General features: G+C 47.2%; 19 protein-coding genes. 10 read left to right on the top strand and 9 right to left on the bottom strand.

Annotated elements, in window-relative coordinates; translation table 11 throughout:
- Positions 1 to 38 precede the first annotated feature (38 nt).
- The 6 genes from IM638_07600 (at position 39) to IM638_07575 (ending at position 7,388) form a co-directional block, all read left to right on the top strand.
- Positions 39 to 656, top strand: a complete 618-nt coding sequence (locus IM638_07600; protein ID MCA6362889.1) for an NAD(P)-binding domain-containing protein — start codon at positions 39 to 41, stop codon at positions 654 to 656.
- 35 nt (positions 657 to 691) lie between these two features.
- On the top strand, positions 692 to 1,432 hold the full coding sequence (locus tag IM638_07595) for an SDR family oxidoreductase (protein ID MCA6362888.1): 741 nt from the start codon (positions 692 to 694) through the stop codon (positions 1,430 to 1,432).
- 202 nt (positions 1,433 to 1,634) lie between these two features.
- Positions 1,635 to 2,447, top strand: a complete 813-nt coding sequence (locus IM638_07590) for a methyltransferase domain-containing protein (GenBank protein MCA6362887.1) — start codon at positions 1,635 to 1,637, stop codon at positions 2,445 to 2,447.
- On the top strand, positions 2,444 to 3,784 hold the full coding sequence (locus tag IM638_07585) for an FAD-dependent oxidoreductase (protein ID MCA6362886.1): 1,341 nt from the start codon (positions 2,444 to 2,446) through the stop codon (positions 3,782 to 3,784). The genes IM638_07590 and IM638_07585 overlap by 4 nt, the downstream gene beginning before the upstream one ends.
- Positions 3,785 to 3,847: 63 nt before the next feature.
- Entirely contained in the window at positions 3,848 to 5,440 is a 1,593-nt protein-coding gene (locus IM638_07580; protein ID MCA6362885.1) for a T9SS type A sorting domain-containing protein, read from the top strand.
- A 151-nt stretch (positions 5,441 to 5,591) separates the two neighbouring features.
- Positions 5,592 to 7,388, top strand: coding sequence for a polysaccharide biosynthesis protein (locus IM638_07575; protein ID MCA6362884.1), 1,797 nt, complete (start codon positions 5,592 to 5,594; stop codon positions 7,386 to 7,388).
- A 65-nt stretch (positions 7,389 to 7,453) separates the two neighbouring features.
- Here IM638_07575 and IM638_07570 read toward each other — a convergent pair whose 3' ends face one another.
- The 6 genes from IM638_07570 to IM638_07545 all read right to left on the bottom strand — a co-directional run bounded on the left by IM638_07570 (position 7,454) and on the right by IM638_07545 (position 11,705).
- Complete coding sequence (locus IM638_07570; GenBank protein MCA6362883.1) at positions 7,454 to 7,903, bottom strand: DUF2147 domain-containing protein; 450 nt, start codon at positions 7,901 to 7,903, stop codon at positions 7,454 to 7,456.
- 55 nt (positions 7,904 to 7,958) lie between these two features.
- Positions 7,959 to 9,062: an acyltransferase gene (locus IM638_07565; protein ID MCA6362882.1), complete on the bottom strand. Its 1,104-nt coding sequence runs from the start codon at positions 9,060 to 9,062 to the stop codon at positions 7,959 to 7,961.
- 9 nt (positions 9,063 to 9,071) lie between these two features.
- Positions 9,072 to 9,656 (bottom strand): tRNA-(ms[2]io[6]A)-hydroxylase, encoded by a 585-nt coding sequence (locus tag IM638_07560; GenBank protein MCA6362881.1) that lies wholly within the window; start codon positions 9,654 to 9,656, stop codon positions 9,072 to 9,074.
- A gap of 46 nt (positions 9,657 to 9,702) precedes the next feature.
- The gene (locus tag IM638_07555; protein ID MCA6362880.1) at positions 9,703 to 10,575 is read right to left on the bottom strand and encodes a hypothetical protein; all 873 of its coding nucleotides are present in this window, start codon (positions 10,573 to 10,575) and stop codon (positions 9,703 to 9,705) included.
- A 30-nt stretch (positions 10,576 to 10,605) separates the two neighbouring features.
- Positions 10,606 to 10,989, bottom strand: coding sequence for a response regulator (locus IM638_07550; protein ID MCA6362879.1), 384 nt, complete (start codon positions 10,987 to 10,989; stop codon positions 10,606 to 10,608).
- 83 nt (positions 10,990 to 11,072) lie between these two features.
- Entirely contained in the window at positions 11,073 to 11,705 is a 633-nt protein-coding gene (locus IM638_07545; protein MCA6362878.1) for a CopD family protein, read from the bottom strand.
- Positions 11,706 to 11,752: 47 nt separating this feature from the next.
- On the opposite strand from IM638_07545, the gene rbfA reads away from it, so the two are divergent.
- The 4 genes from rbfA to IM638_07525 all read left to right on the top strand — a co-directional run bounded on the left by rbfA (position 11,753) and on the right by IM638_07525 (position 16,228).
- Positions 11,753 to 12,091 carry a 30S ribosome-binding factor RbfA gene (gene rbfA, locus IM638_07540; GenBank protein ID MCA6362877.1) on the top strand — a complete coding sequence of 113 codons (339 nt, stop codon included), beginning with the start codon at positions 11,753 to 11,755 and terminating at the stop codon, positions 12,089 to 12,091.
- A gap of 18 nt (positions 12,092 to 12,109) precedes the next feature.
- Positions 12,110 to 13,339: an FtsX-like permease family protein gene (locus tag IM638_07535; protein ID MCA6362876.1), complete on the top strand. Its 1,230-nt coding sequence runs from the start codon at positions 12,110 to 12,112 to the stop codon at positions 13,337 to 13,339.
- Between the two features lie 201 nt (positions 13,340 to 13,540).
- Positions 13,541 to 14,449 carry a serine/threonine-protein phosphatase gene (locus IM638_07530; GenBank protein MCA6362875.1) on the top strand — a complete coding sequence of 303 codons (909 nt, stop codon included), beginning with the start codon at positions 13,541 to 13,543 and terminating at the stop codon, positions 14,447 to 14,449.
- 141 nt (positions 14,450 to 14,590) lie between these two features.
- Positions 14,591 to 16,228 (top strand): T9SS type A sorting domain-containing protein, encoded by a 1,638-nt coding sequence (locus IM638_07525; GenBank protein MCA6362874.1) that lies wholly within the window; start codon positions 14,591 to 14,593, stop codon positions 16,226 to 16,228.
- Between the two features lie 110 nt (positions 16,229 to 16,338).
- On the opposite strand, the gene IM638_07520 is transcribed toward IM638_07525, so the two are convergent.
- The 3 genes from IM638_07520 to IM638_07510 form a co-directional block, all read right to left on the bottom strand.
- On the bottom strand, positions 16,339 to 17,214 hold the full coding sequence (locus tag IM638_07520; protein ID MCA6362873.1) for a sulfite exporter TauE/SafE family protein: 876 nt from the start codon (positions 17,212 to 17,214) through the stop codon (positions 16,339 to 16,341).
- A gap of 111 nt (positions 17,215 to 17,325) precedes the next feature.
- The gene (locus IM638_07515; GenBank protein ID MCA6362872.1) at positions 17,326 to 17,550 is read right to left on the bottom strand and encodes a gliding motility-associated C-terminal domain-containing protein; all 225 of its coding nucleotides are present in this window, start codon (positions 17,548 to 17,550) and stop codon (positions 17,326 to 17,328) included.
- 290 nt (positions 17,551 to 17,840) lie between these two features.
- Positions 17,841 to 18,242, bottom strand: coding sequence for a DUF779 domain-containing protein (locus tag IM638_07510; GenBank protein ID MCA6362871.1), 402 nt, complete (start codon positions 18,240 to 18,242; stop codon positions 17,841 to 17,843).
- Positions 18,243 to 18,309 lie beyond the last annotated feature (67 nt).

The raw sequence follows: 18,309 nt of genomic DNA, 5'->3' as shown, positions 1-18,309 counted from the left end.
CAGTTCACTAACTTCAGTATCATACAAATACATACACCATGAAAATAGCCATAATTGGAACAGGAAATGTAGGCGGCGCGCTGGCTGCACACTGGGCTGCACGCGGTCATGAAATTAATCTCGGCGTGCGCGATACCGGAAATTTCAAAGGCAAAGAGTTACTCAAGCACGCCAACATACGTGCGTTTACCGTGAAAGAAGCTGTACAGATTTCGGATGTTATACTAATAGCCGCACCCGCCATGCTTGCCGTGGAAGTGACACAGATGCTGGGCGATACTACCGGGAAGGTAATTATTGATGCCATGAATATTGTAATGGGACGAGGCCCTGCGGGATATACGAATACCGCATCAGCCATTCTCGATCACACACAAACGCGCGATGTGGTGAAATGCTTTAACACCACGGGCTTCAATAACATGGTTAATCCGGTGTATGGCAATACCGCTATCGATTTGTTTGTGGCAGGCGACAGTGTGAAAGGACGTGAAATTGCCACACAGCTTGCTCTGGATGCCGGTTTTGAAAACTGCTACAGCATTGGCGGCAACGATAAGTTTGAACTTATGGAGCAGTTTGCCTGGTTCTGGATTAACCTCGCTATGTTTCAGGGGGCAGGACGCGATATAGGTTTCAAACTGCTCAAACGCTGAGTAATTATTGAGAAGGATTTACAGGTAAACTGAGTATGGAAAAGGAAAAAGTAGCGCTGGTAACCGGTGCATATAAAGGCTTGGGTTTTGAATGGTGCCGCCAGCTTTCAGCACTCGGCTATCGTGTGGTACTTACCGCCCGCGATCAGCAAAAGGCCGATGAAGCTGCGGCTTCGCTCAATACTGCTTCGCAGCAGGTGTGGGGCAGGGCACTTGAAGTAACCAGCGAACCTCAGCTTGCGGCGCTTGCCGGTTGGGTGCAGCAAACTTTTGGCCGCCTTGATCTTGTTGTGAACAATGCCGGTGTGAATCCGAAAGATTATGCCGACAAGTCGCGCATGGCTGCCGCCTTTTACCTCGATCAGCTTTCGGCCGCAGAAATGCTTGACGTAATACATATAAACAGTATTGCGCCGCTGCTGGTGGTAAAGCATTTCAGAAAACTGCTTGCGGCAAGTGAAACGCCTGTGGTAATCAATATTTCGAGCTGGCTGGGCTCTGTAAGTCAGCTTGGGTTTGGCGGGCATTACGGGTATGTGGGAAGTAAAAACCTGCTTAACGTGCTCAATAAATCAATGGCTGCCGAACTGCGCAGTGATGCTATTATTTCGGTAAATGTAAATCCCGGCTGGGTGCAAACCGACATGGGCGGCTCGAAAGCCAATTTTACTACCGCACAGGCAGTAAAACAATTAATTGATAATGTATTGCTCAAACTCACTCCGGCACAAAGCGGTCAGTTTTTAAATTACGACGGTTCTGTACATCCCTGGTAGCTTCTTCGTATAGATTTCCCCTTCTGCCAAAACCGGAGCTGATTATCCAGTCTCCGGTTTTGGCATTCCAGCTTTTCAGATTAGTCTGTTTCCTAAGGCCCGCATCTTTTACTAATTAAACTTTCAAAAATATTTGGAAGTTCAGGAAATATCTCTACCTTTACCACACCAAACAGCATTATTCATTTAATACCTGTGTGTTATGAAAACCCGAAAACATTTTTATCCTGCGGCAGATCCCAATAAGCAACCCTCCTCCGGCTGGTATTTTGGCCGGGCAGTGTATGTAAGCCGTATCGACTATCGTAAAATTTTCCTCGTATTTATTTCGGTTGGTATTCCGGCCGGGCTTGCCGGTTTAATTTTTGAACTGAACTGGCTTTGGTATGGTGCGCTGGGTTTGGGTGCATTGGGTGTGTTGCTGTTAATGTATTCGCTTTTTGGTTTATACCGTCAGTACGGAGCTCCGGCCAGAAACTATTTTGCGCGTATGTTGCAAAATGCAGGTGTGAGCGGAAAAATTACATTAGCTGATATTCATATTGGCACCTACCGGCATACCTATCAGTTTGCCAACCTGCTGCCCGAAGCTGTAATTCACTCCATCGACTGCTGGGAAGACGGCTTTTCGTCAGAACAGGCCATCAGCGATGTGCGTGCGCTTGAGCCTGCTCCTGTTCACGAACCCCGCATCAAACCTGTGAAAGCGAAAGACTACAGCATCCCTTTGGCCGATGAATCGTGCGATGTGGTGGTGTTTGGCTTCGGCACACACGAAATACCCGAAGGCCGCGAGCGCGATACAATTTTTGCTGAAGCACGTCGTATCCTCAAACGTGGCGGTAAACTGATTATGTTTGAGCATGGCATTGATTTTCACAACTACCTTATTTTTGGTCCTGTGATTTATCATGTAACCCAGCACAAAGCCTGGCTGGCAAGACTGCAGAAACAATATACCCGCGTAAGCGAAGACCGCATGTATGCCGTGAATATGATAACCGCCGAAAAATGAATACGCAGCCCGAAACCAGTTTTGATGTGGTAGTGGCCGGTGCCGGAATAAGCGGACTGGCTGCGGCTTATACGCTGCAGCAGGCCGGTTTGAACGTATGTGTGCTTGAACGTGAAAGCCGCGTGGGCGGAAGAATGAGTACCGACCGCGTAAATGGTTTTGTAATTGACCGCGGGGCAACCATACTGGGGAATAATTTCAGGCACATGCGCAAACTGAGTGAGGAGTTGCAGCTGAAAGCGATGGAGCAGTCGTTTGAGTTTGCATTCGGACTAAAAGCTGAACGTAAATTGCACATTATTCGTCCGCGCCGTCCTTACGATCTTTTTCGCCGCGGGTTGCTCACACTTTCATCGTTGCCGGCTTTGCTGCGGTTTCTTGGGGGCATGCTTCGTCTTGGAAACAGCTTGCTGCATGGCAACAGCCTGCACACTGCCGCGCGGTATGATGATGAAAGCATCGAAGCGTTTTTGCAAAAACACGGCGGGCACGATTTGCTTTCGAAAATACTTGAGCCGGGGCTGAATGGCCCCATGGGCGGCCATTTCAGGCAGAACTCGCGTTTGATTGTGTGGCAAACGTTCTGGAATGTTCTTTTTCATAACGTGTGGGCCTACCGGAAAGGCATGGATGTGTTGCCCGAAGCGCTTGCTGCAAAACTGCAGGTGCGTGTAAATACTGCCGTGGCGCGGATTGAAACCGGAAAGCCCTGCCGTGTGACGTTGCAAAGCGGCGAAGTGATTACTTCCAAAGCTGTTGTAGTGGCACTGCCGGGCAATATTGCCGCACAGGTTTGTAAAAATCTTCCGGCCGATGTGGAACAAACGCTAAGTGAAACCGCTTACGGAAAAATGAGCATTGTGCATGTGATGCTGAGCAAACGTCCGGCCAACGATGCGCCCGGTATTGGCTTTTATCCGCTTGCCGGCGAATATTGCGAAATAGAAGCCGAACACCTTCGCGGCAAGGAGTTTTGTCCGCCCGGCAAAGGCATGCTTTCGCTTTATTTCTGGGATCATGCGCAGGAAAAAGTTTCTGCACTGAGCGATGAAGCGTTGCAGGAGAAAGCACAAAGTCTGCTCAACCGCCATTTTCCCGACTGTGCCGGCGCAGTAGAAGGCATGCACATTGTGCGCTGGACCGAAGGCATTGCGCGTTTTCCGGTTGGCCGGTTGCAGCAAATGGCGGCGCTGCGGAAACGCATGCAGCAATGGGATTTACCCCTGCAGCTTTGCGGCGATTATTTAGACGGCATTGCTACGGAGAGTGCGCTGGCTACGGGTGTGGGGGCGGGGGAGGTGCTGGTGAGGAAGTGGAAAGTGTTGCATAGTCAATAATGGCGACTGTATGTTTGATTGAGCGTTTATTTGATTATATTTCAATGTTAATTAGATCAAGTCATGCTTAGATTATTTCTTATTTTACTCATATCAGCCTTTTCAGGTATAAAAATAGCTGCACAACCAATTAGTATTGAAAAAAACTATGGAACACCCGGCACAACGGGCCAAATAATTATTCCTTATTCAGAAGGTGGTTTTGTAGCTGAAATAAAGGGAGCCGGATCGCCGGGCAGAATAACAATTTTACGACTGGACACAGAAGGTAATGTAATATGGTCAACCTCATTTCGTGATTCGCTTGAGAATTTATCCGTAGGGTCGATTATTGAAACCCGTGAACAAGGTATTCTTGTAACCATGCTGGGTATATCATCTCTTCATTTGCTTAAACTTAGTGCAACCGGAATTGAGGAATGGACAGTAAAACTTGGATTAACTTATCCCGAAGTTTTCTCCGGTGTATCAGTCGTTCAAAAAAGTTATGGTGATCTTTTCATTGCCACGAGTTTGGGCTCCATGTCGCCTTCGGTACCCTTACATGAGAAGTATATTATGCTCAGCAAACTGGATGAACAAGGCAATTATTTATGGAACAAAAAGATAATAAATGCCACTGCGCAGGTAAAAGAAATCGTAAATACTACTCAGAACCAACTCCTGATTTTTGCTGATAATATTGGTAGTTATGGTTGTTACTCTACTGCGGCAGTTGTTTTGGACACTGCTTCTAATTTGGTTGGAATAACGAATTACCGGATATCAGCCCCGCAATTGCCGGTCAGTTATTTTAATTCGGTTTGGGTAAATGAGCAATTACAGCCTGAAGTGCTAATTTTTCATCGTTCATATCCAAGCAATGGTTTGTTTCTTGTACAACTGGATTTGAATCGTCAGGTAATCCGAACCGACAGTATTTTTCCTCAAACATTTACTCATTTATTCAGTAAAGTGCTTGCTAAAACAGATTCGGCATACATTATCGGGAGTGCAGCTGGCACCGGTGGTGCCGAGTTTGTGGAATGGCCGTTTAACGGAGGTGCGGCACGCGGGCTGAAGTTGATAAATACAAACGGACATTATTCTGGTTTTTCTCGTACACCGGATGGGAGTTTGTATGTGTATGGCTATCACTGTATGAGCAATTCCCAAAGTTGTCAGGTCAGTTTTAATAAATCAGAAATTGCCACCACCGGTAATTTGCCTTTAGCTGGCTGCACTATGCAATCGTATCAAACTTTTGTTGAGCCAGCCAACACAGATATTATTCCTTTAACTCTTTTGCCTCCTGTAATTGATTATCCGCTTACATTTTCCAGTCCTTTGTATATACAGTTAGCCTATACCGTTTCGCCAGTTGTGAATTGTTCAGTAGTGTCTGTTGATGCGAGTAGTGAGCATCCGGTGACGATGGTTGTGTGGCCTAATCCAGCGGAAGATTTTGTGTTACTAGATGGCCAGTTTGAAGGTGAAGATGTACGTATTGAGTGTTTTTCGATGGATGGAAAACTCGTGCAGCGTGAAACGCAGTATGCAAGCAATTCACAGATCAGGTTTTTTGTTCAGTCGCTAAACAATGGTAGTTATTTATTGACGGTTACCCGGCTTACAACAGGGCAAGTAATGCACACGCGGCTTATGGTTTTTCATTAAGTATCAATTTTAGGGAATCGGTTAACTATCAAAATTCCCTATTCCTCATTACCTTTAACCCATTGTGCTAAAACTCAACCTCACCGAAGGCTATACGCCGCGCTGGATAGTATTGCTCATCGACCTGGCTATTGTGCTGGGTGCAGTGGGGATGGCGTATCTGCTGCGGTTTGATTTTGCCATTCCGCAGGTGGAGGTTGATGCTTTTCCGGTGGTTATTCCCACGCTCATTGGCGTGAGGCTTGTAAGTTTTCTGCTGGCGCGCATTCCGTGGGGTATTGTGCGCTATATGAGCCAGCGCGATGCCATGCGCATACTCATTACGCTGCTGTGTGGTACGCTGGTGTTTTTTGCCATCAACCAGATTACCCGTTTTATAAACGGACTTTACATCATTCCGCATTCCATCATTTTCATTGAGTTTCTTACTACCACCTTTGGCATGATTGCCGCGCGGCTTATTTACAAAGCGTTGTGGATGGAACTGAAAAATCCCACGCGCGGCAAAACCGACGTTATTATTTTCGGTGCGGGCGAGTCGGGGCTGATTACCAAGCGCACGCTTGACCGTGATGCAGCCACGCGTTACCGTGTGCTGGCATTTATTGATGATGATAAAGCCAAGCACGGCCGTAAGCTGGAGGGCGTAACCATTTACGGGCCCGACAAACTTCCGCAACTTGCCGGAAAAGCGGAGGGTGCACAGGTTATTCTTTCCATACAGCAAATACCGGCAGCGCGCAAGCAGGAAATTGTAGATTACTGCCTTGCGCATCACATGCCTGTGCTTACGGTGCCGCCTGTGCGGAGCTGGATAAACGGCGAGCTGAGTTCGGGGCAGCTGCGTAAGATACGCATTGAGGAATTGCTCGAACGCGAGCCTATCCAGCTTGATGAGGCCAACATAAGCAGCCAGCTCAAGGGCAAAACCATTCTGGTTACCGGCGCGGCAGGTTCTATTGGCAGCGAAATGGTGCGCCAGCTTGCCCGTTTCGAACCCGGCCTGCTGGTGCTGCTCGATCAGGCCGAATCGCCGTTGTATGATATGGAGCTTGAGCTGGCCGAAATGGGCGGACTCAACTACGAAGTAGTAATTGGTGATGTGCGCAACCGCGAACGGATGCACAATGTGTTCCGCACCTTCCGTCCGCAGCTTGTATATCACGCTGCGGCTTACAAACATGTGCCCATGATGGAGCTCAACCCATCGGAAGCCGTGCGCACAAATGTGCAGGGCACCGTGGTTACGGCTGATCTGGCGGTGGAATTTGGCGTGGAGAAATTTGTAATGGTTTCTACCGACAAAGCCGTGAATCCGACTAATGTAATGGGCGCATCAAAACGCATTGCCGAAATTTATACGCAGGCGCTCAACAACCACATAAATTCTACCCGCTTTGTAACTACGCGTTTTGGTAATGTGCTGGGTTCGCAGGGCTCGGTCATTCCGCGTTTCCGCCAGCAAATAGAAAATGGCGGGCCGGTTACCATTACACATCCCGAAATTACACGCTATTTTATGACCATTCCCGAAGCCTGCCGCCTTGTGCTCGAGGCCGGCTGTATGGGAAAAGGCGGCGAAATTTTCATCTTCGATATGGGCCGCTCGGTAAAAATTATCGACCTCGCCAATAAAATGATTCAGCTCTCGGGACTGGAACCCGGACGCGATATAGAGATCCGGTTTACCGGCTTGCGTCCCGGCGAAAAGCTTTACGAAGAACTCCTCAGCAACAGCGAAAACACCCTCCCCACACATCACGAAAAAATAATGATTGCCCGTGTGCAGCCTTCGGCCTATGAAAGCGTGAACACGCAGGTAAATGAACTCATCGGCCTGTTTGATACACAGCAAAACATGACCATTGTGGCGCTGATGAAAAAGCTGGTGCCCGAATTTATCAGCAACAATTCCGTGTATGAAAAATTAGATCAGGAAACTGTCTGAACCAACAACATCAATAAAAAAGGGAAGCACGGCAAGCGCTTCCCTTTTTTATTTTCGCTTACAAATTATTCAGTGGTGCGGGTCCATACTGAAGTACGACCGAGCAGTGAAACCCCCATGTAGCCGCGCAGGCTCAGCGTATTCTTATCGGTCATTTTTACGGTAAGGCTGTAGCTGTTGCCTGATTTCGGGTCGTAAATTTCACCATCAGCCCATTCCTGCTCTTTCGCATCCCAAACCAGATTTTTCATAATCTCAAGTCCTTTGATTGGACGGGTTTGCTTGGCTTTATCGGAATTTTTCTTGTCGAGTTGGGGTTTTCCGGTTTCGGGATCGTTGGGAGTTTTCAGCCAGATGATGTAGCCGAAATGTTTTCCTCCGGAGGAATACACTTTGATTTTGCCATCTTTTTCCTGATTAAACCAGATGCCATTGATATCAGCATCGGCATAGCGAACGGTAGAAAAAGAGCTGAGGCCGATAAAGGCCAGCAGAAAAACGAGTGTTCTGATCATTTGCTGTAATGGTTGACGGTTTTAAAATATGAAATTTTACAAAATCAATGCCACATCAAAAGCGGGCTTTATTCTGTAAAACACGGCGGGCCCTGATTTTTTCGATGGGCCGGGCCACAAAATGCATCAGCAGAAAGGCAAATACAAGGCTTGAAGCCAGCGAAACCACGCCGTACCACTTCAAAATTTCGGTACCGAAAAACCATTTCCTGAACAGCATTACAATAAGCAAATGACCGATGTAAAGCGGGTAGGAAAGTTCACCGAGCCACCTGTCGGTGCGGAAATGCTGCGACCAGCGGAAGATAAAAGGTAAACTGCAAAAGAAAAAAGTGTAGAATACAAATGGTCTTACATCCTCATCAATAAACCTGAAATAGTCGTAGCCAATGATGCACACAATAATCAGGCTCCAGCCAAGCGGTCCTGCCCATTTGGGCACTGATACGTTTTTAAGGCGATGATAGACCTGCCAGGCCAGACTGCCCAGCATAAACAGGGCAATTTCATTGGGAAAAAAGCGATACGACCACGGATCCCAGCTACGGAATTTTTCAGTCACCAAATAATAGCGTAATGCTCCGCTGGCCAGAATAATAAGTACCTGCAGCCACCATTTTCGTCTGACCAGCAAGGGTGCCAGCAAGTAAAACGTAAGCTCGGCTCCCACCGACCAGGCTTGTGGAACCAGCATAAACGTAAACGTGCGCGGTGAACCTGAAAATGCGCTTGAGGAATAATGCAGCAAACCGTCGTTTTTGCCAATGACCGAAAAAAACAACCAGTCGCTGCCAAACAGAAACAGGTTGACCAGCACAAATGCAAGTATGGTTGACCAGTGCAGGTGCGAAATCGAGCTGATCCACGCATACAGAAAAAACGAATTCCCCAATGTGAAATAGCCAATTACCGATACCAGCAGCACAATGAGCAGCACGGTCCAGTAAAGCGGATAAATACGCAGCAGGCGGTTGCCCATAAACAGTTTCCATGAGCCGGGCCCGTTGTATTTTTCGTTGAGGATAAGGGCCATGTAAAAGCCCGAAATCATGTAGAATGCCTGCACGGAAACCATGCCACCGGTCATTCTTACGCCAAAAATGTGGTAAGAATGAAAAAGTACCACAGCTGCAGCGAGCAGTAAACGCAGGGTTCCCACGCCAGTATATTATCCGTGAACTGTTTCTTTTTTTCCGTAGCGGGCAACTACTTCAGCTTCGTAGGCCAGAAACTCCTGCCAGCGGGCATCTACGTTCACACCTTGTCCGTATTTGCGGGCAAAGCCAATAAATACGGTGTAGTGGTTAGCTTCGCTGATCATAAGCTCGCGGTAGAAACCGGCCAGTGTCGGGTCTTTGATGTTTTCGGAGAGTACGCGGAACCGTTCGCAGCTGCGGGCCTCAATCATGGCCGCAAAAAGAAGGCGGTCAACCAAAGTAGCCTCGCGCGAGCGGTTGGGCGCTTTAATGAACTGCATGAGTTCATTCACATAATCGTCTTTGCGTTCGCGGCCAAGTGTGCCGCCGCGTTGCAAAATAAGCTGATGCACCTGCTGGAAATGGTCGAGTTCCTCGCGGGCAATTTCGCTCATTTTCTCCACCATATCGGAGTATTCCGGGTAATGTACAATGAGGGAAATAGCGTTCGACGCGGCTTTCTGTTCGCAGAAAGCGTGGTCGGTAAGAATTTCGTCGATGTTTGATTCAACGATGTTTACCCAGCGCGGGTCGGTGGCAAGTTTGAGGCCGAGCATCAGATTTCAGTTTGCACAAATTTAAGCAACTCAGGCCAGTTCCTGCTCACACAAAATCGCCCGCCGCGCTGTTCCATACCCGTTTGCCTAACTTCCCGGCATCGGTAAGCCGTTTTATCTCAGCCGAAAGTGTGTCGATTCGGGTTTTGAATTTATCTGCTCCGAGTGCAAGCAGGTTGTTCAGCGCCTTTTCGGTGTTGCCGCCGGTATTTATCGCGTTCAGAATAGCCTCACTCTTGGCCCTGCCCTGATGGCGGATGTCGCAAACTACGAGGCAAACACGGTCGCTCATGCCGTTCATGTTGTAGCGTTTATCGTAGAGGGGCATTTGTTTTTTGAAATGCTCCACGGCGCTGGTAATCTGCAGTTGCCGGTGAGCCTGATCGTTTACGGCCCAGTGTATGAATTTGGCGGCGTTTAAAATTTCGGCCTGCTCTACTTCCTGCAGCGTAGGGTTGAGGTAATCCATCAGCGCCTGCGTGCTGGTTTTGCTTTCAAGGGGAATGATATTCGTGCCGCTGCGCTGAACAATGCGTCCGCCGCTCACTGTCAGATCGGGGAAATAGCTGGCGGCTGCAGGCAGTTGAAGAAGTTTGCGAAAAAACACGACAAAATCGCCGCCGGGCACATGTGCGGCATACTGCATAAAACTGAACGTGAATTTGGCCCGGTCGTAGGTGTTCAGTACGGTTAACGATCCGCCGCTTTCGGCTTTTGCGGTGGGTGCAATAAAGTTTGCCCACCAGCCCAGAGCGGGTTCATAGGCTTCGGGTGTAAATACCGCCCCCATGTTGCGCAGATTAATAAGGCCGGTATTGCCGAGGTAAGTTGTACGACGGCCCACAATAAACGGCGTGGCTCCGTTGAAAGAGGCCAGATGGTTACTGCCGTTTGTACTGAGTGTGATGGTGAAAGGCATAGGGGTAATTTTTCACCAATTTACGAAATCTCAGCCCGCCCGTTTTACCCAGTCTTCCACCCGACGCAACAAAAGCTCCATTCGTACAGGTTTGCTGATATAGCCGTCGGCCTCAAGTTTGATGCCCAGTTCACGGGCATAGGATTCATTCAGGGCCGAGAGGAATAGAATACGGGTTGTGCTGAATTCGGGGTTTCTTCGCAGGCGCATGCAGGTTTCATAACCATTCATTACCGGCATAAGAATGTCGAGAATAATGAGGTGCGGACGGAAGATCAGCGCGGCCTCGTAGCCGGTTTTGCCGTCGGATGCAGTTTCCACCACATAACCGCGGCGTGAGAGGTTGTAGCTTACAAATTCGCGGATGTCGGGCTCGTCGTCGATAATGAGAATGCGGCCGGGTTCGTTTGTCATTTTACGTTGATGCGTTTCGGCAAACGTAGGGCGGCAATGTCAATCAATTATTAAGGCTGTATCAAATGGATATGAGGGGAAAATCAATTTATCGGGGGCACATCCGTGTGATCCTGGTTTGATGGTGTTTGCCGAGCTGTCTCCTCTTTTGTTGTTTCGGCCTTTTCGGCTGCATGGCGATGCCGGCGGTAGAGCACCACACCTATATAGATTGCCAGTGCAGTCAGTACAAGGGCAAACAAAGCCCATACCCAGCCATCGTTCTTTTTGGGGATAACCAGAAAAATAATCACAAAAAGCAGCAGTGTAGCCCCCTCGTTCCACATCCGCAAACGCATGGATGTCCAGCGAAAAATATTCTGCTGCATTTGTTTGTAAATGAAATGGGTTTTAAGGTGATACAGGGTTAGTGTAAGCACAAACCCGAATTTGAGAATAAACCAGATCTGGTTCCAGGGGTAGGGAAATGCAAACGGGTAGGGGTTAAATGCAGTCCAAAGTCCGAATATCCAGCTCAGCGTCATACCGGGCCAGGCGATGAAATTCCAAAGGCGGCGTTGCATAATCTTCAGCTGTTCGCTGAGTATGCCGCGCTCGGGTTCAGGCTTGTCCTGCGCCTCGCGGTGATAAATGAGCAGGCGTGGCATGTAAAACAACGCTGCAAACCAGGTAACCACAAAAATTACATGGAGCGATTTGATGTAAAGCATATACATAAATCCAAAGGTAAGGATTGCCCGCGTTTCCGTACCTTTGTGCTGAAATGGATTCAACCCGTCAGCAAAAATTTTCCCGCCTCATCCAGAAAGAGATGGCGGAAATCTTTCAGATAGATACCCGCAACACCTTCGGGCCGGTAATGATTACTGTAACCATGGTGCGTGTAAGCCCGGATCTGGGCGTGGCGAAAATATATGTGAGTTTATTTCCGGTAAAAGACAAGGAAGCCCTGCTGCAAAGCATCCGCGACAAAGGCCACGAGCTGCGCCGCCTGCTGGGCAACCGCATCCGGCATCAGGTGCGGGTTATTCCTGAACTTATTTTTTACCTCGATGATTCGCTCGATTATGCCGAGCGTATTGATGAACTCCTGAAAAAGTAATTTTTCGCGGCCGCCGCCATGAATGTATCGCTGTTTATAGCCCGCCGCTATTTATTCTCCCGTAAATCGCACAACGCCATCAACTGGGTGACGTGGATTTCGGTGAGTTGTGTGGCGGTGGTTACGGCGGCACTCATCATTATTCTTTCGGCCATGAACGGTCTTACCGGCTTGGTTGAATCGCTTTATAATTCGTTCCATCCCGACGTGCGTATTGCGCCTGTACGCGGAAAAACATTTGCCTTTACCCCCGAACAAATAAAGCAGCTGCGTGCAGTGCCCGGCGTAGCCTGGTACAACGAAATTGTGGAAGAAAGCGCACTGGCCGAAAACGACGGAAAGCAAATAATTGTAACCCTGCGCGGCGTTACCGACGATTATGCCCGCAACTGCCGTTTTGATACAGTAGTACGCGAAGGTACTTTCGATTTGCATCCGCAGGGCTATCAGGGCGCTGTGCCAGGACGCGAAATTGCTGCAAAGCTCGGACTTGGCTTTATGACACCCGTAAAAATGTACATGCCCCGCCGCGACCGCAATCTGGCTGTGGATATGACCAATTTAGACGAAGCGCCTTTTCGGGAAGAACTGTTTTTTGTAAGCGGATTTTACGCGGTGAGCAATGATTTCGACGGGAAATATGTGATTGTTCCCATTGCCAGCGTGCGCAAACTGCTTGATTATACCAACGAGTGCACTTCAGTGGAAATTGGTCTTAAACCCGGAACCAACGCCGCTGAAGCATTGCAGAAAATTGCGGCCATTGCAGGAGCGGAGCTTCGTATTCAAAACCGCTATCAGCAAAACGAAATTCTCTTTCGTACCCTGCAATCAGAAAAACTCTGGACCTCCATCATTCTGCTTTTCATTTTGTCGATAGCCATGTTCAACACCATAGGCTCTCTCACGCTGCTCATTATCGAAAAGAAGAAAGATATAGGCGTACTCTGGAGCATGGGTGCCGACAACCGCATACTGCGGCGCATTTTCTTTACCGAAGGCCTGCTGATTTCAACGGCAGGGGTGGTAATTGGCCTTGTCATTGGTTTGCTGGTTGTTTTTCTGCAACACCAGTTCGGACTGGTGCGGTTTGACGAAGGGTTTGTGGTAGAAGCCTATCCGGTTGATGTGCGGCTGAGTGATATTTTACTCATTACTGCTGCGGTTACGGGCATTGGTTTGCTGGCGGCCTGGTATCCGGTGCGTGTTTATACAAAACGTTTTCAAACGATTAGGTTTAATGGCTGATTGAGTTAACAGATACTTTGTATTACAGTTAACATTCCGTCATTTTCATCGTCGTACAACAGGCCGCATCCATCCCGTTCATAATCAGGGTTAACATGTATTCTTTTCAGGTTATCGAATAATTTTCTGCTTCATATTGCCATAACATACCCGGTAAACGATGGTTCTACATTTGTTGTAGGGGAAATGTTAATCAGATTCATGAATTTAATCAGGAGAAAAGGGAACAGCCGGCGCCGTTTGCGTATGGTAATAAGTGAATATGTAGAACAGCATACGCGAAAAATAAAACAGGAAAATCAGTTGCTGCTCAGGCATTATATGGATGGGCAAACGCGGATGATTGAAATGGATGATAGTTTGCGTTATGCACGGCATCTTCAAAATTCGCTTCTGCCCGACGAGGCACGTTTGCGTGAACTTGCCGGCGATGCGTTTCTGCTCAATATTCCGCGCGATGTGCTGAGTGGTGATTTCTGCTGGTGTTACAGCAAAGACGATCTGTTTATTCTCGCCGTGGCCGATTGTACCGGGCATGGTGTGCCGGGCGCACTTATGAGTATGCTGGGGTTAAACCTGCTCAACCGCGCGGTAATTGATCAGGGGCTTACAAGCCCGGCGCAAATTCTCACGGCGGTAGATCAGGGCATGCAGGAAACTTTCGTGCAGCACACCGAGCAACACACCCGCCGCAGTTACGATGGTATGGACATTGCGCTCTGCACCATCAACCGCAGCACACAAACCCTCCGGTTTGCCGGTGCCATGCGTCCCATGATGCTGCTGCAAAACCACACACTCACCGAAATAAGTGGTGCACGCTATCCCATTGGCGGCATGCGTTTTGAAACCGAACGTACCTTTCCCGAACACACACTACGTTTTGAAACCGGCGCACAACTCTATTTATTTACCGATGGCTTTGCCGATCAGTTTGGCGGCCCTCAGAATAAAAAATTCTCCCGCGAACGCTTGCGTAAACTCATCCACTCCATAGGTCACAATACCCCCTCCGAACAACGCCGGCAACAGTTTCACGAAACATTTGTACTCTGGAAAGGAATGACCGAGCAAACCGATGATGTGCTGGTGGCGGGGGTAAGGTTATAGCGGAGATTTGTTATTACTCCTTGAATATGCGGAGTGGTGATCCTTATATATATCAATTTTTGAATTGAAATCAGTAGTTCTGATGATTTTTTATTGAGAGCGTGTATTAATATTTGTATTGAATAATTAATAAATATAATCATGAAGAAAGTACCTGCAATCACTCTCCTTGCATTTGTCTCAATTATTTTTTCATTCAATGAATTGTTTTCACAAGTACCAACATTGGTTGAAGATTTATTTCAAGGAGGGCAATCTTCCTACCCGAAAAATATTACAGCAGTTGGGAATAAAGTTTATTTTGCTGCGACCAGTAATTTTGCTTCAGGTGAAGAATTATGGGTAAGCGACGGAACTCAAAGTGGAACCTTTCAGTTAGCCGAAATTTATCCCGGAGCTACAGGGTCTGAACCTAGAAATTTTATTGAGGTAAACGGAATGCTATTTTTTACTGCTAAACATCCTACTTATGGAGAAGAACTATGGATGTATGATCCGGTAACTAATGATACTAATTTTCTTAAAGATATATATGCAGGTACCTCTGACTCACAAATTTCTAATATGTTTAATTTTAATGGAACTCTCTTATTTACAGCTATTTCTGCAAACGAAGGGAATGAAATTTGGAAAAGTGACGGAACCCGACAAGGAACCATGTTAATTAAGGATATAAACTTATCTGGTAATGCCATTGATATTGGATTTCCTGCATATTTTACTTCAATTGGAAATTATGCATACTTTGTAGCCGCTGAACCATTTATCGGAAAAGAAATATATAGAACAGACGGAACAGCAATAGGAACAGGTCTTTATGAAGAAATTGATACTAATTATACCTCTAATCCACAGGATCTTATAGCTGTAGATTCCATTCTTTATTTTAGAGCTATTACTGCGCAATATGGAGCCGAACTCTATAAAATTAATTCCAACGTTGGTGGATGGGAAATAGTAAAAGACATTAATCCTCAGTTTACAGGCGCTTACTTTAGTATTAATAATCCGGCAAGCTATAAAATGGTAAATCTTCACGATACATTATTTTTTGTTGCAAATAATGGACCAAGTGGTTTGGGAGATGAGTTATGGATGACATCAAGTCAAGATACAACAGCTCATAATATTTCTAATCTTAATGGAGGAATTGGGGATTCAAATATTTCACATTTATACGTATTTAATGGTAAGGTGTATTTTTCAGCAACTAATGGAGTGAATGATAATGGTCAAGAGTTATTCTGTACAAATGGTACACAATATCTATCACCGGCATTATTCCCCTTTGCAGATATTATTAGTGGCCCTAATTCTTCATCACCCTATTCATTTGTTACGTTCAACAATCGATTATATTTCCTTGCTGCAAGTTTTGATACTCTCTATGAAACAGATGGAGTAAGCTGGCAGAGTATCGCTGGCCAAGCCAGAGTTTCAAACCTCTGCCCGGCATCCAATGCACTTTTTTTTCAGTCTTACGATCTAACAAATGGCTACGAACTCTGGAAATTAACACCCAATACCACCGGTGTTGAATCTACTCTTTCACGTATTTCTCTTTCTCCCAATCCCACCCCAAACACCTTTACAATAACAACCAGCAGCCCCATACAACAGGTTGAAATATATACACTCACCGGTCAGTTGGTTTATACACAGTTAATGTCGCCAACACTCACCCATCAGATTGATCTTGGAAGTTTTGAGAGCGGCATGTATATCGCCACCATCACCACATCCGAAGGAAGATCAACACAGCGAATAATCAAACAATAAAGAACCACAGAATCATATAAAAAACAATCACAGAATCATACAAAAAAGTCCCCAGAATCATACAAAACAGCCTCTGTCATCCCGAGCGGAGCAGAGGGAAGACAGAGGCCTTACCACAAACTCCGCAACGCCTGCCACGTAATCAGTGCTCCGTCGAGAATGGCGATGCAGGCAAAAACGAGCTTACTTTGTTTGATCGAAATCCATTGTGAGAGCCACGGACCGAGGCGACCGCCCCAAAGCACGCCAAGCATGGTAAATATGGCCATATCCCACGGCACACCACCGAAATAGAAGCTGTGCAGCAAGGCCAGTACAATAGAATTTACGGCAAGCAACACCACGCCCAGCCCGATGGCACGTGTGGCGGTTAAGCCATAAACCAGCATGCAGAACGCGGCAATAATTTCGCCTTCGCCAATAGCTACCCAGCCTGTAATTAAGCCACCCAGCAGGGATATAAGGAACACGGGCACCATGGCTTTTTGAGGAAGCTCTTGCAGCGTGCCTGAGCGGTTGAGAGTAACAAGTGTAAGCACACCCGCCACTAACGATACCGGCCCGAACAAGCTTTTCACCACCATGCCATTGGGATGAAACACAAACGTTGCAATGAGTGTACCGATAAGCAGCGATGGAATAGTCCACCAAAGCAGTTTAAGCGGAACTTCGCCACGCTTCAGCCAGCCGCTTGCCCCGCTGCTCATGCCCACGGCCTGTGTTACAAAAGCCAGTTTCAGCGCACTCAGCGGATCGGTTTTATACACAAACATCAGCACAGGAATAAATACTAATCCGCCGCCAATGGCTGTAATATTGCCAATAAACGCACCAAGCACACCAATGAGTATCAGTGGCCAGTTGCGGGAAAGCAAGGAAACGGGCTCGGGAAAAACCGTGAAATAAATTACACCCCAAATTGCGGTGAGCACAAAAAGTGCGGATGTAAAATACCTGAATCGAGGTGTCGGTGCTGTTGATTCCATATACTGAATATTGTCAAAAATAACAGATAGCCCGGCAATCTGTTCAGTAATTTCCAAACAGGCTCCTGCGCATGCGTACGATCATAAAAATAAAGGAACCGGTTTTCCGCATCAGCGAATCACATTGACATGCCTGATACGAATGATGGTGCGGGCTGTGGCGGACTGTACCTGTATTTTCCATACATAGGTATCGGTTATTACCTTTTCTGCATGTCCTTCCACACGGCCATCCCATCCCGCACTCAGGTTATGACTTTCAAAGAGAAGATTGCTCCGGCGGTCGAATATCAGCAGCTCGTAATTGTTGTTTTCAAGGCCGTTGCATGCGGGCATAAACACATCATTTTCCGTCGCCGTTTGGGGTAAATGAATTGGGGGCGGGTGTGATGCACACCTCCTGCAACGTATCATTTGCAGTTGGCGAAACCGTAATGCTGCTGCCTGTGCCCGGAACCAGCGGCAAAAATTGCGAATAAACAGGTGAGTGTATGTTATCTATCCTCAATATTGAATAAAGAAACCAGCCTGTAAAGACTGGTTATCGCACAAAGTGATGTACACGTCGGATTGATTTGTTCATTCATTCCCGAAGGTATCGGGTTGAGCGGGTTATACACATTTATTCACTCACCCCGGCTTACTTCAGCAAGCTGACTCAATTCCTCATCGGTAAACAACCGCGAGCGGATAATGAAGCGTTTTCCGGTAGGAATTTCGAGCGAAAAACTTGAACCACGTCCGTTCACTACATCAAGTGTAAGCTGGGTGTGTTTCCAGTATTGAAACTGGTCATCGCTCATCCAGAAAGGTGTATCGTTGTTTATTGTGCCGATAAGTACATCGGATGCACCGGTTCTGAATTCGCCGCGTGCAAAACACATCGGAGCCGAACCGTCGCAGCAGCCGCCACTCTGGTGAAACATGAGCGGACCAAAGGCCACTTTGAGCATATCAATAAGTTCGAGCGCGGCCGGTGTGGCATTGATACGCAATACAGCCGGCTGATTGTTTTCGGTAAGTTGCATAAACTCGATACCTCTTGCGGTGTTAATTATTACGCTTGCCATCACTGATTTATTTTTGAAATCATCG

It is taken from the genome of Bacteroidota bacterium (genome assembly GCA_020402865.1).
Taxonomy (GTDB): domain Bacteria; phylum Bacteroidota; class Bacteroidia; order Palsa-965; family Palsa-965.
The sequence above is the reverse complement of the archived record's forward strand: the minus strand, read 5'-3'. Positions and strand labels throughout refer to the sequence as shown.